Source organism: Demequina sp. TMPB413, from assembly GCF_020447105.2.
GTDB lineage: Bacteria > Actinomycetota > Actinomycetes > Actinomycetales > Demequinaceae > Demequina.
In genome coordinates this window covers 220,153-238,091 of the sequence record NZ_CP096184.1, presented here as the reverse complement: position 1 = coordinate 238,091, position 17,939 = coordinate 220,153, and the positions used below count along the sequence as shown (strand labels likewise).

Sequence of the window (17,939 nt, the reverse complement as noted above, 5' to 3'; positions counted from 1 at the left end):
TCCACCGTCCCGGCCCACAAATGGCTCGATCCGTACCGAAATCCACCTCCCGGCCCACAAATGGCCCGATCCGTACCGTCCCGGCGCCTAGTGCGCGACGGGAGCCACTTCCACCCGGAACGCCTGCTCGGCATCTCCTGAGGCTCCACGCTGCGAAGCCCATCGGCCCACGGCGAAGATGTAGAGCCAGAACGCAAGGAACGCCAAGACGCCGATTGCGACCTTCCACCCCCACGGCATCTGCGAGCCGGTGATGTAGCCCTCGATCAGGCCGGACAGGAACAACGCGATGGCGAGGCCAAGCGCAACGGACAGCAGCGTGCGGAACACCTCCGCGAGTGCGGTCGCTCGCGGCAGCCGGCCCGGGACCAGCACGGTCCAGAACACCTTGAACCCTGCTCCCGCCGCGACAAAGACCGCGCTCAGTTCCAGCAGCCCGTGCGGCAGGATGAGTTGGAAGAAGATGTCGAGCATGTCGTATTCCGCCATGACGGCGCCGCTCGCACCGAGTTGCACCACGGTGTTGTACATGAGGATCAACGGGAAGATGCCGGTCACACCGAGCACGATGCATTGGGCGGCAAGCCACGCATTGTTGGTCCACACCAGGGCGGTGAACGACGTCGAGTCGTACTCGACGTAGTAGCTCGCGAACTCTTCTTGAGCGATCTGGGCGCGCACCTCGGGCGGGCCGATCAGCTCCAGCGCCGCAGGCGAGTTGAGCGTGTAGTACCCGGCGACCACGCTCAAGACCACCACGACGAGCGACGTGATGGTGCCCCACCACCGCACGCGATACAGCGCGGCTGGCAACGACGTCGTGAAATACCTGCCGATGTCCCCTGTGCGCACCTGGTGCGAACCCGTCAGCCACACGCGCGAACTGCCGAGCAGCATCGACAGCCTCGTGATCAAAGCGGGTTCTGGCGCTGCCGACCGCACGGTCGACAGGTCCGACGCGGTGGCGCGGTACAGGCGAGTCATCTCGTCGGCGTCGGCACCCGTACGGCGGCGCTGGCGCGCCAACCGCTTGAGCCTGCTCCAGCGGGCTTCCCTCAATGCGGAGAAGGCGTCGATGTCCACGCCGCTACCATGCCATATATGGAGGGGCGATGAGTATCAACGAAGAGATTGTTCTTGGCGAGGGCGTGGCGATCGACTCCGGCGCCGCGTCTGTCGTGATGCGCGTCGGCTCCGGCGCTATCGACGCGATCGTGATGTACCTAGGCTTCATCGTGCTGCTCAATGTCACGGGCCCGCTCGCGAGTGCAGTGAACGAGGCCATCGGCACCGCGTTGTCAATCGCCCTCATTTTCGTGTGGTTCGGCGTCGTCCCTGCTCTGGTCGAGACGCTCACCCGCGGGCTGAGCCTCGGCCGCCTCGCCCTCGGCTTGCGCATCGTGCGCGACGATGGCGGCCCCGTCTCCGCGCGCTACGCCTTCGGCCGCGCCCTTGTGGGTCTGTTCGAGGTGTACTTGAGTTTCGGACTGATCGCCATCATCACGTCGTTCATGTCCGCGCGCGGTAAGCGGGTAGGCGACATCCTCGTCGGCACCTACGCCATGCGTACCCGGGGCGGGCGCAAGGCGATGCCGCCTATCGTGATGCCCTTTGGAATGACGGAATGGGCTCAGAAGGCCGACGTGCGGCGGCTTCCCGATGGCTTGGCCCTCACCGCGCGATTGTTCCTCGGACGAGCCCACCAAATGTCCCACGACGCGCGCTACCGCTTCGGCAAAGAGATCTCCGAGCAACTAGCCACCTACGTGGCACCTCCGCCTCCTGAGGGCACCCACCCGGAGACATTCATCGCCGCTGTCCTCGCGACGCGCAGAGACCGCGAATACGCGTCGGGCATCACCGCTCAGCGCCTGAACGCCGCCGAGTTCGAACGACTCTCGGCGCTGCCTTACGGAATCCCCGACAGCAACAACTAGGCGAACACCCTTGCCTAGTACCGGTAGTGCTCGGCCTTGAAGGGTCCCTCGACGGGCACGCCAAGGTAGTCGGCCTGAGACGGACTCATCTGCGTGAGCCGCACGCCGAGCGCGTCGAGGTGCAGCCGCGCCACCTTCTCGTCCAGTTCCTTGGGCAAGCGGTGCACACCCAGCGGGTAGGCGTCGCGCCTGGTCCACAACTCCATCTGCGCGAGCACCTGGTTGGTGAACGACGCCGACATCACAAAGCTCGGGTGCCCCGTCGCGTTGCCGAGATTCATGAGGCGACCCTCGCTCAGCACGATGATGGAATGCCCGTCTGCGAACGTCCATTCGTCCACTTGAGGCTTGATGGGCTCGCGCTTGGCGCCGGAGCGAGACAGGCCAACCATGTCGATCTCGTTGTCGAAGTGTCCGACGTTCGCCACGATCGCCTTGTCCTTCATGGCGGCCATGTGCTCGATCCTGATGATGTCCTTGTTGCCGGTGGTGGTGATGAAGAAGTCGGCACGGTCGACATAGTCCTCGACCCGCGTGACCTCATAGCCGTCCATGGCGGCCTGCAGAGCGCAAATGGGGTCGACCTCCGACACGACCACCCGCGCACCCTGGCCACGCAGGGCCTCTGCGGCGCCCTTGCCCACGTCGCCGTAGCCGCACACGAACGCGATCTTGCCGCCCATGAGTACGTCGGTGGCGCGGTTGAGCCCGTCCGGCAGGGAGTGCCTGATGCCGTACTTGTTGTCGAACTTGGACTTGGTCACCGAGTCATTAACGTTGATCGCAGGGAACAGCAGTTCCCCACGCGCATGCATCTGATCGAGACGGTGAACACCGGTGGTGGTCTCCTCGCTCGTGCCGACGATGCCAGCGGCCATGCGCGTGAAGCGCGTCGGGTCTGCGGCAAGGGACCGGCGCAACACAGCCCGCATCCCCTCGACCTCGGCGTTGTAGGCCGGGTCCTCCTCTTCGAGCGGCGGCGGCACGGCTCCCAACGTCTCGAAGCGCACGCCCTCGTGCACCAACAGCGTGGCGTCGCCGCCGTCGTCAAGAATGATCGTCGGGCCGTCGTGGCCCTCCCACGTCAGGATCTTGTCCGTGTACTCCCAGTACTCCTCGATCGTCTCGCCCTTGATGGCGAACACCGGAACGCCGTTGGGGGCGCTGTACGTCCCTGGGCCGACGACGATGGCGGCAGCAGCGTCGTCTTGAGTGGAAAAGATGTTGCACGACGCCCACCTCACCTGAGCGCCGAGTGCCGTCAAGGTCTCGATGAGCACCGCGGTCTGGGTGGTCATGTGCAACGAACCCGCGATGCGCGCTCCCTTGAGCGGCTGGTCCTGCCCAAACTCATCCCTCAGGGCCATGAGCCCAGGCATCTCCACCTGCGCCAAGCGAATCTGGTGGCGGCCCGCGTCGGCCAGGGCGAGGTCGGCGACGATGTGCTCAATCATGGTGTTCTGCTTTCATCGGGGGTCACGGCCGTCGAGCGGCCCAGTTTGCCACGGTTGAGGCGGCCGCTGGCTCCAGGTAGACGACAAATGGCTGGTGTTCGGCGCTCGAGATGGTCACCTCGGCCATGACAGGCTCCGTGGGCCCGTTGATGGCCAAGACAGGACCGACCGCGGCCGTACTTGTGGCTTGTCGCACCCTCACCGGGACGCCGTCTTGGTCCGCATGGTTCATCACAAGGTCCCCAGCCGACGTGATCGACACGACAAGACGCGCGCCGGAGTGGTGGTTTCCGCGCCATACCGTTCCGTGTCGCTCGCCTGGAGCCAGCGCAAAGGCCTTCAAGTACTGGGCATTCATGGCGGGCGGCTGCTCGCGCTCTCGCAGCTGCCATCCCATCCCGCCGACCAGCAGCACCACCATCACAACGATCGCGATGATCAACATCGTGTCCCCCCTCTATCGCTCCCGCATTCCTCGCGGCGCGCATCAGTCCTGCACCGGCTACGAGTCGTCGTCGGCACGAATCACGGCGAGCACGCGGTCGCGTACCCGTTCCATCACATCCCGCTCGGCGGCCTCCACGTTGAGCCGCAGCAGCGGCTCCGTATTTGAGCCGCGGACGTTGAACCACCAGAGGTCGCCAGAGGAACCCCAGTGCGTGAACGTCAGTCCGTCGAAGTCGTCGACCTCGACCCCGTCGCCCGAGAAGGCCTCGCGCACCCGCTCAAGCGAGGCGGGGACCGAGCCGACGCGGGAGTTGATCTCCCCCGACGCCGGGTATGGGTCATGGGTAGCCAAGAGCGTCGACAAAGAAGCATCTGACTCCCCCAGCGCTGCCAGGACGTGCATCGCCGCGAGCATTCCCGAGTCAGCGAAGTAGAAGTCCCTGAAGTAGAAGTGAGCCGAGTGCTCGCCGCCGAACACCGCGTCGAGCTCGGCCATTTGCGCCTTGATGTTGGAGTGACCCACCTTGGAGCGCACGGGCTGGGCGCCAGCAGCAGACAGTTGCTCGGGCACCGCGCGCGAGGAGATGAGGTTGTAGATCACGGTGGCGGTGCGCCCGGCGGCCGCCTCCCTCGCGGTCTCGCGCAGCCCCACCAGGCACGTGATGGCTGACGCCCGCACGATCTCGCCGCGCTCATCTACCGCGAAGCACCTGTCGGCATCGCCATCGAATGCCAGGCCGATATCGGCCGCGTGCTCCTTGACCGCGGCTTGGAGGTCCCGCAGGTTCTCCTCGTCAAGGGGGTTGGCCTCGTGGTTGGGGAAGGTCCCGTCGAGTTCGAAGTACAGCGGGACGATGTCGAGAGGTAGTTCGGGAAGCCCTGCGGCCGTCCCGAGAACGGCGGGCACGGTATACCCGCCCATCGCGTTCGCGGCGTCGACGACGACCTTGAGCCGGCGTCCGCCTTCGAGCGGCACCAGGCTGCGCAGAAAGGCGGCGTACTCGGCCAGCATGTCCCGTTCGATGGCCGAGCCCGCGCGGTCGGCGACGGCTGGCGCCTCAACGAGGTACCGCGCCGCGAGGCTCCTCACGTCCGCAAGTCCGGAATTCTCTCCCACCGCCCTCGCGCGCGAACGACACATCTTCATGCCGTTGTACTCCGCAGGGTTGTGACTCGCGGTGATCATGATGCCTGGCAAATCGAGGTTTCCCGAAGCGAAGTACAGGCCATCAGTCGAACACAGCCCGATCCTCGTGACGTTCACTCCGCGAGAGGTGAGCCCCTCGGTGACCGCGTCTGCCAGCCCGGGAGAACTGTCGCGCATGTCGTAGCCGATCACGACGGTGTCCTCCCCGTCGGGCAGCACAATCGCGTCGGCGAATGCGGCGCCGATGGCTCGCGCGACGTCGTGCGTCAGGTCTTTTCCCACCACCCCTCGGACGTCGTAGGACTTGATGAGGCCGCTGAGGTCCGGTGGGTTCACGCGGGCAAGCCTAGCGAACGTGTACGCCGCGGCGAGCGGGCGCAGGAGTTCACGCCACTAGACGTCAGAGGACACCACGCGCAGGTGCCCTCGCCGCGGTTCAGACGCGAGGGGCGGGCGCGGATCGGTTGAGGGGGCCACCACCGGTCTGCCAGCTTCGCGCACGGCCATCGCGAGAGCGTCCAGATCGTCTGGCGAGGGGCCGGGGTCGTCGAAGTCTTGGTGGATGTGCACCACGTCCCAGCCTCGCGGGGCGGTGAAACGCTCGGCGTGGGAGGCGCACAGGTCGTAACTGTGGGGCTCGGCTTCCGTCGCGAGTTGGCCGACGACCACGGTGGAGTCGGCATACACATACGTCAAGGTGGCTGCGGCCGGGCGCGAACACGCGGTCTTGGAACACTGCCTGGTCGCCATCACAGCAGCGACGCTACCCCGCCCTGCCGTCGCCCGGCCGTCACCACGCCGGGCGGCGCTGCGTCGGCAACGCCCTGCGCGGGTTAAGGTCGGCCCATGAGGCGAGACACGCACGGCAGGGGGCCGCGACGGCCACTGCTACCGCCGACGCTGCCCGGCTACCGGACTCGCGCTGAGGTGTTCGACGAACTCACCGCCGACGCTTCTGAGCGTCTCGCTGCCAAGTGGTCAAAGCAGTGGGGTCGCGTAGAGTTCGGCGTCGAAGACGTGCCGCCTTCCGAGCCTGCGCCTTGGGAGCGGGGGGTTCCCCTTGGCCGCGTCTTTCCTGGCGAGTACGGCGCACCGACGCGCATCGTCCTCTACCGCAGGGCCCTGGAGCAACGGGCGTCAGCCGAACACTTGCCCTCGTTGGTGCGCGACATTCTGGCGGAGCAGGTCGGCCACCTCTTGTCGATGCGGCCTGACGAGGTCGACCCCGACTACGGCGCAAGCGACTAGGGACTCGTCGCGCCCGGATACGTATCCGGCACGACGGTTGCGGTCAGCGAGGAGCTGCTGAGATCGACGGGCGCCACAGCGGCGATGTAGCCCTCAGGCGAGGTCATGACGAGCGACCACGCGAACCGTCCCTCGATGCTGACCCTCGTCCCGAACGGCGCCGTGATGGGCACCCATTGAACGGAGCCTTCCGCCATGTCGGCCGCGCCCACCACTGCCCCCGACTGGTCGAGCACCTCGACGCTTCCCTCGAAAGGCGCGTAGACCGCGAGCCGCGCGTCGTCGGCAGGGACGACGGCGGTGAGGGTTGTCTCTGTCAGGACAGGCATCGCTGGCACCCAGGTGTGGTCGTAAGCCACGTCGTCGGCAAGCCCTTCGCGCGGCAGGCGCGCCACAGACGTGCGGGCCGCCGCGACGATGGGCGCATCGGCCCTGATCTCGATCGCGCCGAGCGCCTCCGTCGGCACGTCGACCTCGGTCACAACCCCCGCCTCAAGCGCGACTGGCTGGCCGACCGACCACTCCTCGCCACCCTCAACCGACACGAGCGACAGATCGACATTGGCTCCGTCAGGAGCCATGAGCCTCACGGTCAGCGTGGGCTCAGGCAGATCGACGGCATCAGGTACATCGCCCGTCTCCCCCTCGGCCGAACCTCCCTGCCCTGGCTGCGCGTCGGCGTTGACGAGTGGAATGGCCAGGTCGGCGGCGAGGCCGCTCGTGCCCACCCACGCCGTCCCTGCGGGCTGGAACCCCTCAAGCCGGGAGTCTTGTAGGGCCGCAACGACGCCAGGCCCTGTCGCCTCGACGCGCACCACGATCGCGCTCAGTTCTGCGGCGACACCCTCAATGAGCCGCTGCACGGTGTCGCCAGCTGCGACCGGCACCAGCAAGGGGTCGTCGAGGGCGCCGAGGGGCCCATAGACCGTCACGGTGGCTTCGGTGGGCGCGGTGCTCGGGTTCGACAGAACGAGACGGGAACTCGCGCCAAGAGTGGTCGCACCGCCCACAATCCATTGGTCATAGGACGGCTGCGCGCACGTCAGCGCGGCCCAGCCCTCGATGTCCCCGTCACCGATGCGCTCGACCTGGAGAGCGATGTCGTCGTTGGCTCCTAGGCCAAGTCCGACGGCGGTGGTCGAGGCCGTGCCCGCCACCTCGATCGTGCGCACGGTCGGTTCTGATGCCAGATCTCCGCCGGTGCCGACGTCCCCGACGGGAACACTCTGGGGACCTGGGCACGCGACCACTGGCGCGGGAGCCTCGATCTGAAAGGTTTGGGGCGCGCGCGTTTCCAGGACGGGTGGCTCGGCCAGGGTGACAAGAAAAGCCGAAACGCCGACGAGTCCGAGGGCACCCGCCGTCAGCGTGATACGCCTGATCATTCGGCGACCTCCTTCGAACGCTTCAGGGGGATCGACCCAATGAGCGCCCAGGCGATGACGCCGACGCTGGCCCACCACCACCACCGCTGAGCGGGGTCGCGGTAGTCGTAGCTCAGGGAGCCGCCTCCCGCTGGTACCTCGAAGGCCACTCGGCCCCAAGGGTCGTCGACCCCGTCAAGCTCAACGCCGTCGAGATTGGCCGTCCATCCCACTGCAGAAGGAACAGCGATCACGAGAGTGCCGCCCGCCGTGGGCGCTTCATCAAGGCCACCTGACGTGGCTGTCGAGTTCACCGGGACAGTATCGTCTTCCGTCTCGAGCCATGCCCTCGACGTCGGGGCTCCTTCGAGCCTGTAGGTCGTTCCAATTTCGGAGCCGCCCACCAGGCTCAGGCCACTGTTCTGATCGAGTGCCGCTTGGACCCTAGTGCCTCCTGGAGCCACCACGACCGTTCCAATGCCCCATTCGCGCAGGGCCGTGACATCGGCCGCGCTCGATTGAGTCGCCTCCGCGATGGTCTGCGCCAGGGTGTCAATGCCGACGGTCTGCCCACCGGATCCTCCGAGCGGCGCGCCGCCAGGCCCCCGCTCGACCCTGCCCATCGCGTGGGACGAGCCGTCGTGAGACAGCACCGAGTAGGCAACGGTGCCGTCATCGCGCGTGGCGAGTACGAGCACTCTTTGGCGATACTGCCCCTCTTGATCGAGCGGCACGGCGAGTGGCAGGACGTGTGTGCTTTCGGTGGTGGCCGAACCGGGCTGGGCGCCGGGCCATACCAGGAACACCACGACCGCGAGCGACGAGCCGGCGGCTATCGTGGCGAGCGCCGCCGACGTCACCCTGCCGATGGCAAATCGTTTGCCTTCGCCAGCCAGCAGGGCGCCGTGGACAGCGGTGGCGGCGACGAGCGCCCCCAGCACCACAAGCGAGGACCCTGTTCCAGGCCATCCGGAGATCGCACCGGAGCCCGCACCGTCGGGGAATGATGCGGTTGCGCGCGCCGACCAGGCAGCGACCACGCCACCTGCGGCGGCGACGAGAAGCCCGACAGCCGCTGGCCGCCAGGCTCGCCTCGACACCAGCGCGGCCAGCGCCGACGCCAGCACCACCACGCTCGCGAGCTCACCGAGCGGCCACGCGGTCTCGAGCGTCGACGGCCACCGCGAGGTGTCGGCCATGCCGAGCGCCGTGCGCCACACCTCACCAGCGAAGCCAGTACCTGGACCAGGCTCGCGCGCGAGCACCGAGGCCACGACGTCGAGGTCCGGCATCTGCCGAGCGGCGGCAACGATCCCGGGAAGTCCCACGACGAGCGGCACTGCAGCGACCGCCAGAAGACGCCATCGCAGGTTTCCTGCCACGAGCGCGAGGATGGCCACGATCACGGTCACCGGCCACAACAACACCGGCTGGGCGACCGTGGCCACCGTGACGGCGAGCGCAGCGGCGAGTGCTGCGGAGGGCGACGCGGCGGCGGCTGGTGACTCAATGCGCCCGGCGACCAGCTCGCCGCGGCGCCATCCGGCCGCGCGCGCAAGCGCCACCGCCCCGGCGGCGAGGGCCACGTGCGCGAACACTGGGCCGATACGCGCATCGGCGACGGCGGCGAGGAACGGCGGCCAGAAACCGAAGACGAGGGCGGCGGCGGCCCGAATCCAGGGACCGCGGGTCGCGTGCCCCGCTGCCCACCACGCGAGCAGTGAGGCGAAGAAGGGGGCCGCGATGAGCGCGACGCCAATGCCCACTCGTAGACCGCCTGGGAAGGCCGCGAGCGGGGTCATGAGGCCGGCGTAGGCGCCGTCGATACCGGCAGAGCCAAACCCCACATCGGCCCAGCCCGTCCAGGCGCGCGACCAGACAGCGTCGAAGGTGAGGTCGGTCGAGCCGACTCCTGGACCCGCGACCATCTGCCCGGCCACGAGGGCACGGATGTACTCAAGGCCGACGGCGGCAGCGGCGATCGCAGCGACCGCGATGGTGGTGAAGAGGCTCAGGCGCTGGCGCGCGGCCGCGGCGGCGAGCTCTGCCCTCACCATCTCGCTGGGAACCCGGGATGCCCGCGAGCGCTCGAACGTGCCTAGTTCGCGTTGCCGTACCGCGTCGACTACTTGCCGCGCCCCGGCGAACAGGCGGCCCTCAATCGAACCCGTCGCGCCAACGGCACGGTGAGCGACCGTGGTCTTGAGGATCGCTGGCGCGCGCATAATGAGCAGGAAGGGCACCGCGAGTTCCGCGAGCGCGCGCCGCGGCACGTTTTGCGCGAGCCGCGCCACAACCCTGATCGCCACACTCAGGGGTACGAGCGCGACGAGCGGCAGGATCGCCCACCAACGGGCCCAGGCGAAGGCGTGGTGCCACTCGCTGACCCGTCGGCGAGCATGGGTGGCACCGCGTCCGCGGCGCCTAGTCCTCACGCCATAGAGGCCGTCTTGAGCGTGACGTATGCGGGCTCGTGGCTCGATCACCACATCGCGACCGGAAGCCCAGGCCCTTCTGCACCACTCAAGGCTGTCGCCGTAACCCTCATAGCCGGCGTCGATCCTGCCGAGCGCGTCGAAGGCATCGCGGCGCACGAGCGCCGCCGCGAGCGACACAGCCATGACGTCTTCTCGCCAGTCGTGCTGGCCTTGGTTGATGTCGTCCTCGACCACGAGCGCAACCCGTCTGGCACCAAGTCGCGAGACGGTTGTCCCCAGATTCACCAGTCGCGAATCGTCATTCCAGCGCACGTGGGCAGCACCGACCACGGCGGCGCGCGGGCGCTTTGTGGCCGTGGCGATGAGCCTGGTCAGTGCGTCGGCGTGTGGCGCGGTGTCGTCGTGCAAGAGCCACAGCAGTTCGCCGTCGCGGCTACCTACGTCGTCGAGAACGACGCTGACGGCGTGTGCGTAGGACGTCGCGTCGAGGTGGCGCACGTCTGCCGCAAGGCTCTCGGGGATGTCGACGTCCGCGTCGCCCGTCACCACCAAATGCAGGACTGAAGGCTGCTCGTCAAGGGCGGCGAGGGCGGCAAGCGTGGCGGACAGATGGTCAGATTTGCCGTCGGTGACCAGCACGGCCCTGACAAAGGGCGTGCTCATGATGCTCCGCCGCAGCGGATGCGTGCGCTAGACCGCGCGACGCTTGAGCTTGCGACGCTCACGCTCTGAAAGGCCACCCCAAATGCCGAACCGCTCATCGTGCGCCAGCGCGTAGTCGAGACACTCCGAGCGCACCTCGCAAGAGGTGCACACCTTCTTCGCCTCACGAGTCGATCCTCCCTTTTCCGGGAAGAACGCCTCTGGGTCCGTTTGCGCGCACAGGGCGCGGTCTTGCCATGACAGCGGTCCGTCGGCTTCGCCGCCAAAAATGTCCACCACGGGGGCCAAGCCCGGCGTGGTGCCCACATCGGTCGGCACGGAGCCGGTATACAGATTCCACATTGCCCGTCCTCCGATCGACACACACTCGAAGTGAATTACACCGGTGTAATCCGTGCCCGTCAAGTCGAATGTAGCGCACTGTGACGTATCTCGCTCGGGAACCAGGCGCGAGCCCGTGACGTTCACGCTCCGAAGCATGACCGCCGCAGGGACTTACAATAAGTCTCTCGCGCCTAGTTGGGGGTTCTTCCATGAGTTCGTCCGAGTACGTTCGCGTCCGTCACGCCACGACGGTCCGCAGTCACCGCGTGCTTCAAGCCTTCGCCTGGGTGCTTGCCGCGACGGTCGGCTTTGGCCTCGTCTTTGTGCAAACGTACAAGACGAAGGTCGAGGCGGAGTTTGTCACTGAGGACATCACCCCCCTTCTCGGACCCGACCGACCCTCCGCCCCACAGCCGCCGACCGACGGCTCCTCAGGCGTCCCCGTCAACATCCTGCTCATGGGCTCTGACGACCGCAGCGGCGAGAACGGCGCGATCGGTGGCAAAGAGGCTGGCAAGCGCAACGACACCACCCTGATCATGCACATCTCCGCCGACCGCTCGCGCGTCGAGGTCGTCTCGATCCCCCGCGACACCGTCGTGCGGATCGCCGACTGCCAGCGCTCGGACGGGACGTCGCAGCGCGGGTGGACTGGCCTGTTCAACATCGCCTTCGCCAATGGCGCGGCGAACGGCTCAAACGCCGACGGCGCGGCGTGCACTCAGAAGACGGTCGAGTCGCTCACCGACATTTACATCGACCACTTCGTCGTCGTCGACTTTGTGGGCTTCAGGGACATGGTTGACGCCGTCGGCGGAGTGCCTATGTGCATCCCCAACGCGGTGACCGACGCATACTCTGGAACGGATCTCGCAGCGGGTCCCCAGGTGCTCAACGGCACGCAGGCCCTCGCCTTTGCCCGCATGCGCCATGGCGACGGGCTGAGCGGCTCGGACCTTGACCGCATTGACCGTCAGCAGGAGCTGCTGAAGAACCTGGCCAGCAAGATCCTGAGCGCCGAGATGCTCTACCGCCCCCAGGACCTCACGAACTTTGTCAAGGAGGTGGCCGGTTCGCTCACGATGGATGACGGCTTCGGTGACCTTGACACCCTGATCGGGCTTGCCTTCTCGATGCGAAGCATCAACCCGTCCACCGACGTCACCTTCGCGACGGCACCCGTGACGGGCGATCCCGCCAACCGCAATCACGTGATCTTCAGTTCGAAGGCGCCTGCGATGTGGGAAGCGCTCAGAACCGATCAGCCGATCGCCCCGCTGCTCGATGCGCAATCGGCGTCCCCGGCCAACGAAGACACGATAGGCACAGACGCTGCCCCCGTCACCGACCCGAGCGCCCCTGCGGACCCGGGCGGGTCTCAGGCTCCTTCTCAAGAGGACATCCTCAACGCCTGCTCCGTAGGCTAGACGCCGACTCATGGGGGAACGCGGCGGCGCTGAGGCACGTACCCCTCGGCACTCCGCGTCTCGCGGCAGCCACCGCCTCCTCACTGGTTTCACATGGCTTCTCGCTGCCGCAGCGGGTTTTGGCTTGGTCTTCACTCAGACCTTTAGCGCCAAGTGGGATTCGACGGTGACCACCACGGACATCGACCCGCTGCTCGGGCCCGACCGGCCCGCCCCGCCGCCACCCCCCACGGACGGATCATCTGGCAGGGCCCTCAACATTCTGCTGATCGGCTCTGATGACCGCAGCGGCGGCAACGCCGCGATCGGCGGCGAGGAGGATGGCAAGCGCAGCGACACCACGCTCATCATGCACATCTCGGCGGATCGATCCCGCATCGACGTCGTGTCCATTCCCCGCGACACCATGGTGAACCTCTCCGAATGCCAGCGCTCTGACGGGTCCACCCAGAAGCCGTACTACGGACAGTTCAACGAGGCCTATTCGAACGGATTGCGCACCACCGACCTGGAATCAGACGGAGCGGCATGCACCATGCGGACCGTTGAAGGAATAACGGACATCCGCTTCGACCACTACGCGGTCATCGACTTCGTCGGGTTCGTCAACATGGTGGAGGCCGTGGGAGGCGTGCCGATGTGCATCCCCGTCGAGTATGCGGACCCTTACTCCGGGACATACCTGCAGCCAGGGCCGCAGAAGCTCGACGGCCGCCAGGCCGTGAACTACGTCCGCATGCGCAAGGGCCTGAACACCAACGGCGGCGATCTCGATCGCATCGACCGCCAGCAGGAGTTCCTGAAGAACCTCGCGAGCAAGGTGCTGAGCGCGGAGATGCTGTACCGCCCACAAGACATCACCAACTTCATCAAGGCGGTTGCGGGCTCGCTCACGCTCGACGAAGAACTGGGCGGCCTGGACTACATGGCGGGCTTGGCATTCTCCCTGCGAAGCCTCAATCCGTCGACGGACATCACTTTCGCGACCGCGCCGGTGATGGATGACCCCGACCATCGCTTCCGCCTGATCCTCACGTCGAAGGCGCCTGCGGTGTGGGATGCGCTCAGGGCCGACCAGCCCATTGCGCCGCTACTCGATGCCCAGTCAAGTTCGCCAGCCAACGATGACGGTGTGGCGCCGGCAGCGCCCACCACGGGGACGCCCGACGCCACCGGTGGGTCACAAGCGGCCACGGAGCAAGAAATACTGGACGCCTGCTCGGTCGGCTGACGTAGGTAGCAGCCCCGCGGCGTGCCGAGCCGCGGCTACGCTTCGCGCAGTCGCGCACCTTTCGCCTCGGCAACGGCCCGCAAGTCCTCCTGGAACGCCCTCATCCGCTCACGCAGCGCGGCTGCTTCCGGTCCCTCACCAGCCCCCAAGATGCGCGCGGCGAGAAGCCCGGCGTTCCGCGCACCGCCGATCGAGACGGTGGCCACGGGCACACCCGCTGGCATCTGGACGATGCTGAGCAGGGAGTCCATGCCGTCCAGGTACTTCAAAGGCACGGGCACGCCGATCACCGGCAGGGACGTGACGGCGGCCAGCATGCCCGGCAAGTGAGCGGCGCCGCCTGCCCCGGCAATAATGACGCGGAGTCCTCGCTCCTCTGCCGTGCGGCCATACTCGATCATCTGCTCCGGCATGCGATGCGCGGAGACCACGTCCTTCTCGTACTGGATGCCGAACTCCTCGAGCGCCGCAGCCGCCTCGCCCATCACAGGCCAGTCGGAGTCCGAACCCATGACCACACCTACACGCACGCTCACGATTGCTCTCCATCCCTCACCACGGCGGCGACCTGAGCGGCGCGCCTCCTGACATCGTCCGCCGTCGCGCCCATCACGGTCACGTGACCCACCTTGCGGCCGGGACGCACTCCCTTGCCGTACAGGTGCACCTTGGCCCCAGCATCGGCCACGTGCGGCCACGCGGTCTCCAAGACCACTCTCGAACCACCGAGCACGTTGGCCATCACGGTGACAGGCGCAAGCGCAGCCGTCTCGCCCAACGGCCAGTCCAACACGGCGCGAAGGTGCTGTTCGAACTGACTCGTGACGGAACCCTCGATGCTCCAATGGCCGGAGTTGTGGGGGCGCATCGCGAGTTCGTTGATCAGCAACCTGCCTCCCACCTCGAACAACTCGACCGCGAGCATGCCTGTGACGTCGAGTGCCTCGGCGATCGTGCGCGCGATGCTTTCGGCCTCTGCCTGCTCCGTGGCCGTCAAGCCAGGTGCGGGAGCGATGACCTCGGAGCACACTCCGTCGCGCTGAATCGACTCCACGAGCGGCCAGGACCTCACCTCGCCAGAGGGCCTGCGCGCCACCTGAATGGCGAGCTCGCGCGCGTACGGCACCTTTTCCTCAATCAGTAGTGGCGGCCCGCCGTCTGCGGCAGCGGTGAGCCACTCGTCGGCGTCTGCGGGCCTGCGAACGATACGCACGCCCTTCCCGTCGTAACCTCCGCGTGCCGTCTTCAGGACGCCGATCCCACCGTGCACCGCGAGGAAGTCCTCGACGTCAGCCTCGGTCTCGACTTCCCGCCATGCCGGCATCGGCAAGCCGAGCGCTCCCAGGCGCTTGCGCATCTCGATCTTGTCGCGGGCGAAGAGCAGCGCTTCGCGGCCTGGCCGCGTGGGGACACCGCGTTCGACGGCGAGCGCGAACACCTCATCAGGGATGTGCTCGTGTTCCCACGTCACCACGTCAGGGGCCGGGTCGGCGAGTAGCCTGCGCACGGCGTCGGCGTCGCCGGGAAGGCCCACGACGGTCTCGTGTGCGGCGAGGGCCGCCGATGCCTCCGGCGATTCGACGAGCACCCTGAGCGTCACGCCCATCGCCGTTGCGGCCGGAGCCATCATCCTGGCCAGTTGGCCGCCTCCCACTACTGCCACGCGCGTCATGCGACTAACCTACCGGCCACTACGCTCGTGGCTCATGAGCGTCAGCACAGGATCAATCGTGGCGTGGTTGCGCCAACGCTCGGGAGTGCTCGCTCGCTTCGGTGTGGTGGGTGTGGCAGGCATCGCCGTGAACCTCGGCGTCTTCAACGCGCTACGCCTCGGACCACTCGGTCCCGACGTGACAGTGGCAGGCAACGAGGACCGCGTTGTCACCGCCAAAGTCATCGCCACCGTCGTGTCCATCCTCTTTGCGTGGATCGCCCACCGCGGGTGGACCTTCAAGGGTCAGCGGCACCACGCGGCGCTCAAGGAGTTCTTGCTCTTTGGGAGCGTCAACGCCGTGGCGATCGTCGCGGAGGCAGGCCTCGTGGCGCTCACGCACCACGGCTTCGGCTGGACCTCCTTGCTCGCCGACAACCTCGCATCGCTCATCGGAATCGGGATCGGCACGGTCATTCGATACATCGGCTTCACCGTGGTGGTCTTCCCCGCCAGCAGTCCCGCCGCTCCACGCCCTCCGACAACAACGGACGACGCTGGGGCCTAGGAGTCGCGGCGGCCTCGCCTCTTGCGCTTCGCGCGCGAACGCCGGTGAGGAACGACCGTGTCGAGGTCGACCATGCGCGGCACCCCTTGCAAAAAGACGGAGAAGACCGCTGGCGAGCGTTGCGACAGCTCAAGGCGTCCGCCGTCGGCTGTCACCAGGTCGCGCGCGAGCGCGAGGCCGAGTCCCGTGCCCTTGCCGGACGTCACTGAGCGTTCGAAGATGCGCGGCGCGAGGTCTTCTGGCACGCCCTGCCCCTCGTCACGCACCTCGAGCACAATCGCGTGATTCGGGCCTGACTCACGCGCGACCACCGCCGTGGTCCCACCGCCGTGGTGCAAAGAGTTCTCGATGAGTGTCGCGAGCACTTGTGACAGACCGCCAGGGGTCGCGAAGACCGTTCCCTCGGTCGGGGAGATCACGAGGCGTCTGCCTGCCTTCGCGAAGGCTGGCTCCCACTCGGCTCGCTGCTGCTCAAGCACGTCCTCGAGCCTGACCAACTCCGTTCCGGAGCCGAGAGCCCTGCGCGTACGGCCCAGCAGCTCGTCAACAACCCCCACGAGCCTGTCGATCTGCTCAAGCGAGGCCTCGGCCTCTGCGCGGACCTCATCTTGGGTGGTCGACGCGGAGATCTCCTCGAGCCGCATGGTCAGTGCCGTCAGCGGCGTGCGCAACTGATGCGAAGCGTCTGCGGCAAACTGGCGCTCCGCTGACAATCTGGCTGCCATGCGATCGGCGCTGCGCACCAACTCCTCAGCGACCAGGTCAATCTCTTCGACTCCGCTTCTCTCAAGGCGAGGCCTCGTCTGGCCAGAGCCAATTTGTTCGGCGGACGCCGCGAGGTACACGAGGGGCGCCGCCAAGCGATTCGCTTGCCACGACGCCATGGCGGTGCCCGCCATCACGGCAACGGCTCCCACAATGAGCACCAAGAGATCTGCGCGGGCCGCCTCCCAGAACACGTCCTGTCTGGAAATGGACAACAACACCACGACGTCGGAATCGGTCACCTCGCTGCCCCTGAAGGACGGCTGCGGTTCCTCCCCCGCCGTGATCTCGGTGCCATCCGGAAGGCGGACGGCGATGTGGCGAGGCGCTCCTGACGCGCTACTCAGGAAGTTCTCGAGGATCGCCTCGTCAAGCGTTTCACCGGACGTATAGCGCGCCTCGATGGCTCGCGCAGCGGTGGCCGTCCTGGAGTCCAGGTCACGCAGAGCGTCGTCTCTCACCAACTGGAAGGCAAAGACTCCCAGGGGGATACCGAGCAACACCATGGCCACTGCCACGGCGGACAGAGTGGCCCCTAGGACGCGGCGACGCACCGCTCAGTCGTTCTCGAAACGGAAACCCATACCCCGCACCGTGGTGATGAAGCGTGGCTTGGCCGCGTCGTCGCCAAGCTTGCGGCGCAACCACGACACATGCATGTCGAGCGTCTTCGACGGCGCGTGGGGATCGGCGTCCCACACTTCCCTCATGAGTTGATCGCGCGAGACGACGGAGCCTGCGTGCGCGACGAGCACCTGGAGCAAGTCGAACTCTTTACCGCTCAACTGCAGTTCTTTGTCATCCAAGTACGCGCGGTGGCCGGCCACGTCGACCCGCACGCCGCCAGCAGCGAGCTCGCCAGCGAACTCGGCGTCGGCTCCGCGGCGCAAGAGCGCGCGCACGCGGGCAAGAAGTTCCGCGAGCCTGAACGGCTTGGTGACGTAGTCGTCGGCGCCCGCGTCGAGGCCCACCACCAGGTCGACCTCGTCGGCGCGAGCCGTCAGCATGAGGATGGGCACGGTGAGCCCTTGATCCCGTACGCGGCGCGCGACGTCCACGCCGTCGATGTCAGGAAGGCCGAGGTCGAGAATCACCAGATCCGCGTTATGGGCCGCCCCCACGCCCCCCTGACCGGTGCCGTGCCACTCCACGTCATAGCCCTCGCGTCCCAAAGCCCGGGTCAAGGGTTCTGAAATGGTCGGGTCATCTTCGACCAAGACAATTCTCGCCATGAGGCAACATTACCCGCGCCGGCGGACTTTGCAACGCCGAACA

General features: G+C 67.0%; 17 protein-coding genes. 5 read left to right on the top strand and 12 right to left on the bottom strand.

What is annotated here, in order from left to right:
* Positions 1 to 87: 87 nt before the first annotated feature.
* Positions 88 to 1,083: a stage II sporulation protein M gene (locus tag LGT36_RS01115; RefSeq protein WP_226095496.1), complete on the bottom strand. Its 996-nt coding sequence runs from the start codon at positions 1,081 to 1,083 to the stop codon at positions 88 to 90.
* A gap of 29 nt (positions 1,084 to 1,112) precedes the next feature.
* On the opposite strand from LGT36_RS01115, the gene LGT36_RS01110 reads away from it, so the two are divergent.
* Entirely contained in the window at positions 1,113 to 1,937 is an 825-nt protein-coding gene (locus tag LGT36_RS01110) for an RDD family protein (RefSeq protein ID WP_226095495.1), read from the top strand.
* Positions 1,938 to 1,951: 14 nt separating this feature from the next.
* Here the strand turns inward: LGT36_RS01110 and ahcY are convergent, their stop codons facing one another.
* Genes ahcY through LGT36_RS01090 form a run of 4 tightly spaced genes read right to left on the bottom strand, consistent with a single transcriptional unit; the run spans position 1,952 to position 5,735 of the window.
* On the bottom strand, positions 1,952 to 3,391 hold the full coding sequence (ahcY, locus tag LGT36_RS01105; protein WP_226095494.1) for an adenosylhomocysteinase: 1,440 nt from the start codon (positions 3,389 to 3,391) through the stop codon (positions 1,952 to 1,954).
* Between the two features lie 22 nt (positions 3,392 to 3,413).
* Complete coding sequence (locus LGT36_RS01100) at positions 3,414 to 3,836, bottom strand: hypothetical protein (protein WP_226095493.1); 423 nt, start codon at positions 3,834 to 3,836, stop codon at positions 3,414 to 3,416.
* A 57-nt stretch (positions 3,837 to 3,893) separates the two neighbouring features.
* Entirely contained in the window at positions 3,894 to 5,321 is a 1,428-nt protein-coding gene (locus LGT36_RS01095; protein WP_226095492.1) for a phosphomannomutase/phosphoglucomutase, read from the bottom strand.
* 57 nt (positions 5,322 to 5,378) lie between these two features.
* Positions 5,379 to 5,735, bottom strand: a complete 357-nt coding sequence (locus tag LGT36_RS01090) for a DUF3499 domain-containing protein (protein WP_226095497.1) — start codon at positions 5,733 to 5,735, stop codon at positions 5,379 to 5,381.
* A gap of 96 nt (positions 5,736 to 5,831) precedes the next feature.
* Here LGT36_RS01090 and LGT36_RS01085 point away from each other — a divergent pair, with 96 nt between their 5' ends.
* Positions 5,832 to 6,233: a metallopeptidase family protein gene (locus LGT36_RS01085; RefSeq protein WP_226095491.1), complete on the top strand. Its 402-nt coding sequence runs from the start codon at positions 5,832 to 5,834 to the stop codon at positions 6,231 to 6,233.
* Here the strand turns inward: LGT36_RS01085 and LGT36_RS01080 are convergent.
* From LGT36_RS01080 to LGT36_RS01070, 3 genes are read right to left on the bottom strand one after another with little or no spacing between them, the layout of a single operon-like run.
* Entirely contained in the window at positions 6,230 to 7,618 is a 1,389-nt protein-coding gene (locus tag LGT36_RS01080; RefSeq protein WP_226095490.1) for a DUF5719 family protein, read from the bottom strand. The two genes, LGT36_RS01085 and LGT36_RS01080, sit on opposite strands and share 4 nt — an antisense overlap.
* Positions 7,615 to 10,698, bottom strand: coding sequence for a glycosyltransferase (locus LGT36_RS01075; protein WP_248642137.1), 3,084 nt, complete (start codon positions 10,696 to 10,698; stop codon positions 7,615 to 7,617). The genes LGT36_RS01080 and LGT36_RS01075 overlap by 4 nt, the downstream gene beginning before the upstream one ends.
* A 27-nt stretch (positions 10,699 to 10,725) precedes the next feature.
* Positions 10,726 to 11,040: a WhiB family transcriptional regulator gene (locus LGT36_RS01070; protein ID WP_291377583.1), complete on the bottom strand. Its 315-nt coding sequence runs from the start codon at positions 11,038 to 11,040 to the stop codon at positions 10,726 to 10,728.
* A gap of 191 nt (positions 11,041 to 11,231) precedes the next feature.
* Between LGT36_RS01070 and LGT36_RS01065 the strand changes: the two genes are divergently transcribed.
* Together LGT36_RS01065 and LGT36_RS01060 are read left to right on the top strand one after the other, a co-directional pair.
* On the top strand, positions 11,232 to 12,449 hold the full coding sequence (locus LGT36_RS01065) for an LCP family protein (protein ID WP_226096810.1): 1,218 nt from the start codon (positions 11,232 to 11,234) through the stop codon (positions 12,447 to 12,449).
* A 10-nt stretch (positions 12,450 to 12,459) separates the two neighbouring features.
* Complete coding sequence (locus LGT36_RS01060; RefSeq protein WP_226096809.1) at positions 12,460 to 13,680, top strand: LCP family protein; 1,221 nt, start codon at positions 12,460 to 12,462, stop codon at positions 13,678 to 13,680.
* Between the two features lie 35 nt (positions 13,681 to 13,715).
* On the opposite strand, the gene purE is transcribed toward LGT36_RS01060, so the two are convergent.
* Positions 13,716 to 14,192, bottom strand: coding sequence for a 5-(carboxyamino)imidazole ribonucleotide mutase (gene purE / locus LGT36_RS01055; protein WP_226096812.1), 477 nt, complete (start codon positions 14,190 to 14,192; stop codon positions 13,716 to 13,718).
* 20 nt (positions 14,193 to 14,212) lie between these two features.
* A complete protein-coding gene (locus LGT36_RS01050) occupies positions 14,213 to 15,352 on the bottom strand; it encodes a 5-(carboxyamino)imidazole ribonucleotide synthase (protein WP_226096808.1) in 1,140 nt (379 codons plus the stop codon).
* A gap of 34 nt (positions 15,353 to 15,386) precedes the next feature.
* Between LGT36_RS01050 and LGT36_RS01045 the strand changes: the two genes are divergently transcribed.
* Positions 15,387 to 15,899, top strand: coding sequence for a GtrA family protein (locus tag LGT36_RS01045; protein WP_226096807.1), 513 nt, complete (start codon positions 15,387 to 15,389; stop codon positions 15,897 to 15,899).
* Here the strand turns inward: LGT36_RS01045 and LGT36_RS01040 are convergent.
* Positions 15,896 to 17,182 carry an ATP-binding protein gene (locus LGT36_RS01040; protein WP_371922742.1) on the bottom strand — a complete coding sequence of 429 codons (1,287 nt, stop codon included), beginning with the start codon at positions 17,180 to 17,182 and terminating at the stop codon, positions 15,896 to 15,898. The genes LGT36_RS01045 and LGT36_RS01040 overlap by 4 nt on opposite strands.
* Before the next feature lie 39 nt (positions 17,183 to 17,221).
* Positions 17,222 to 17,896 (bottom strand): response regulator transcription factor, encoded by a 675-nt coding sequence (locus LGT36_RS01035; RefSeq protein ID WP_226096805.1) that lies wholly within the window; start codon positions 17,894 to 17,896, stop codon positions 17,222 to 17,224.
* Positions 17,897 to 17,939 lie beyond the last annotated feature (43 nt).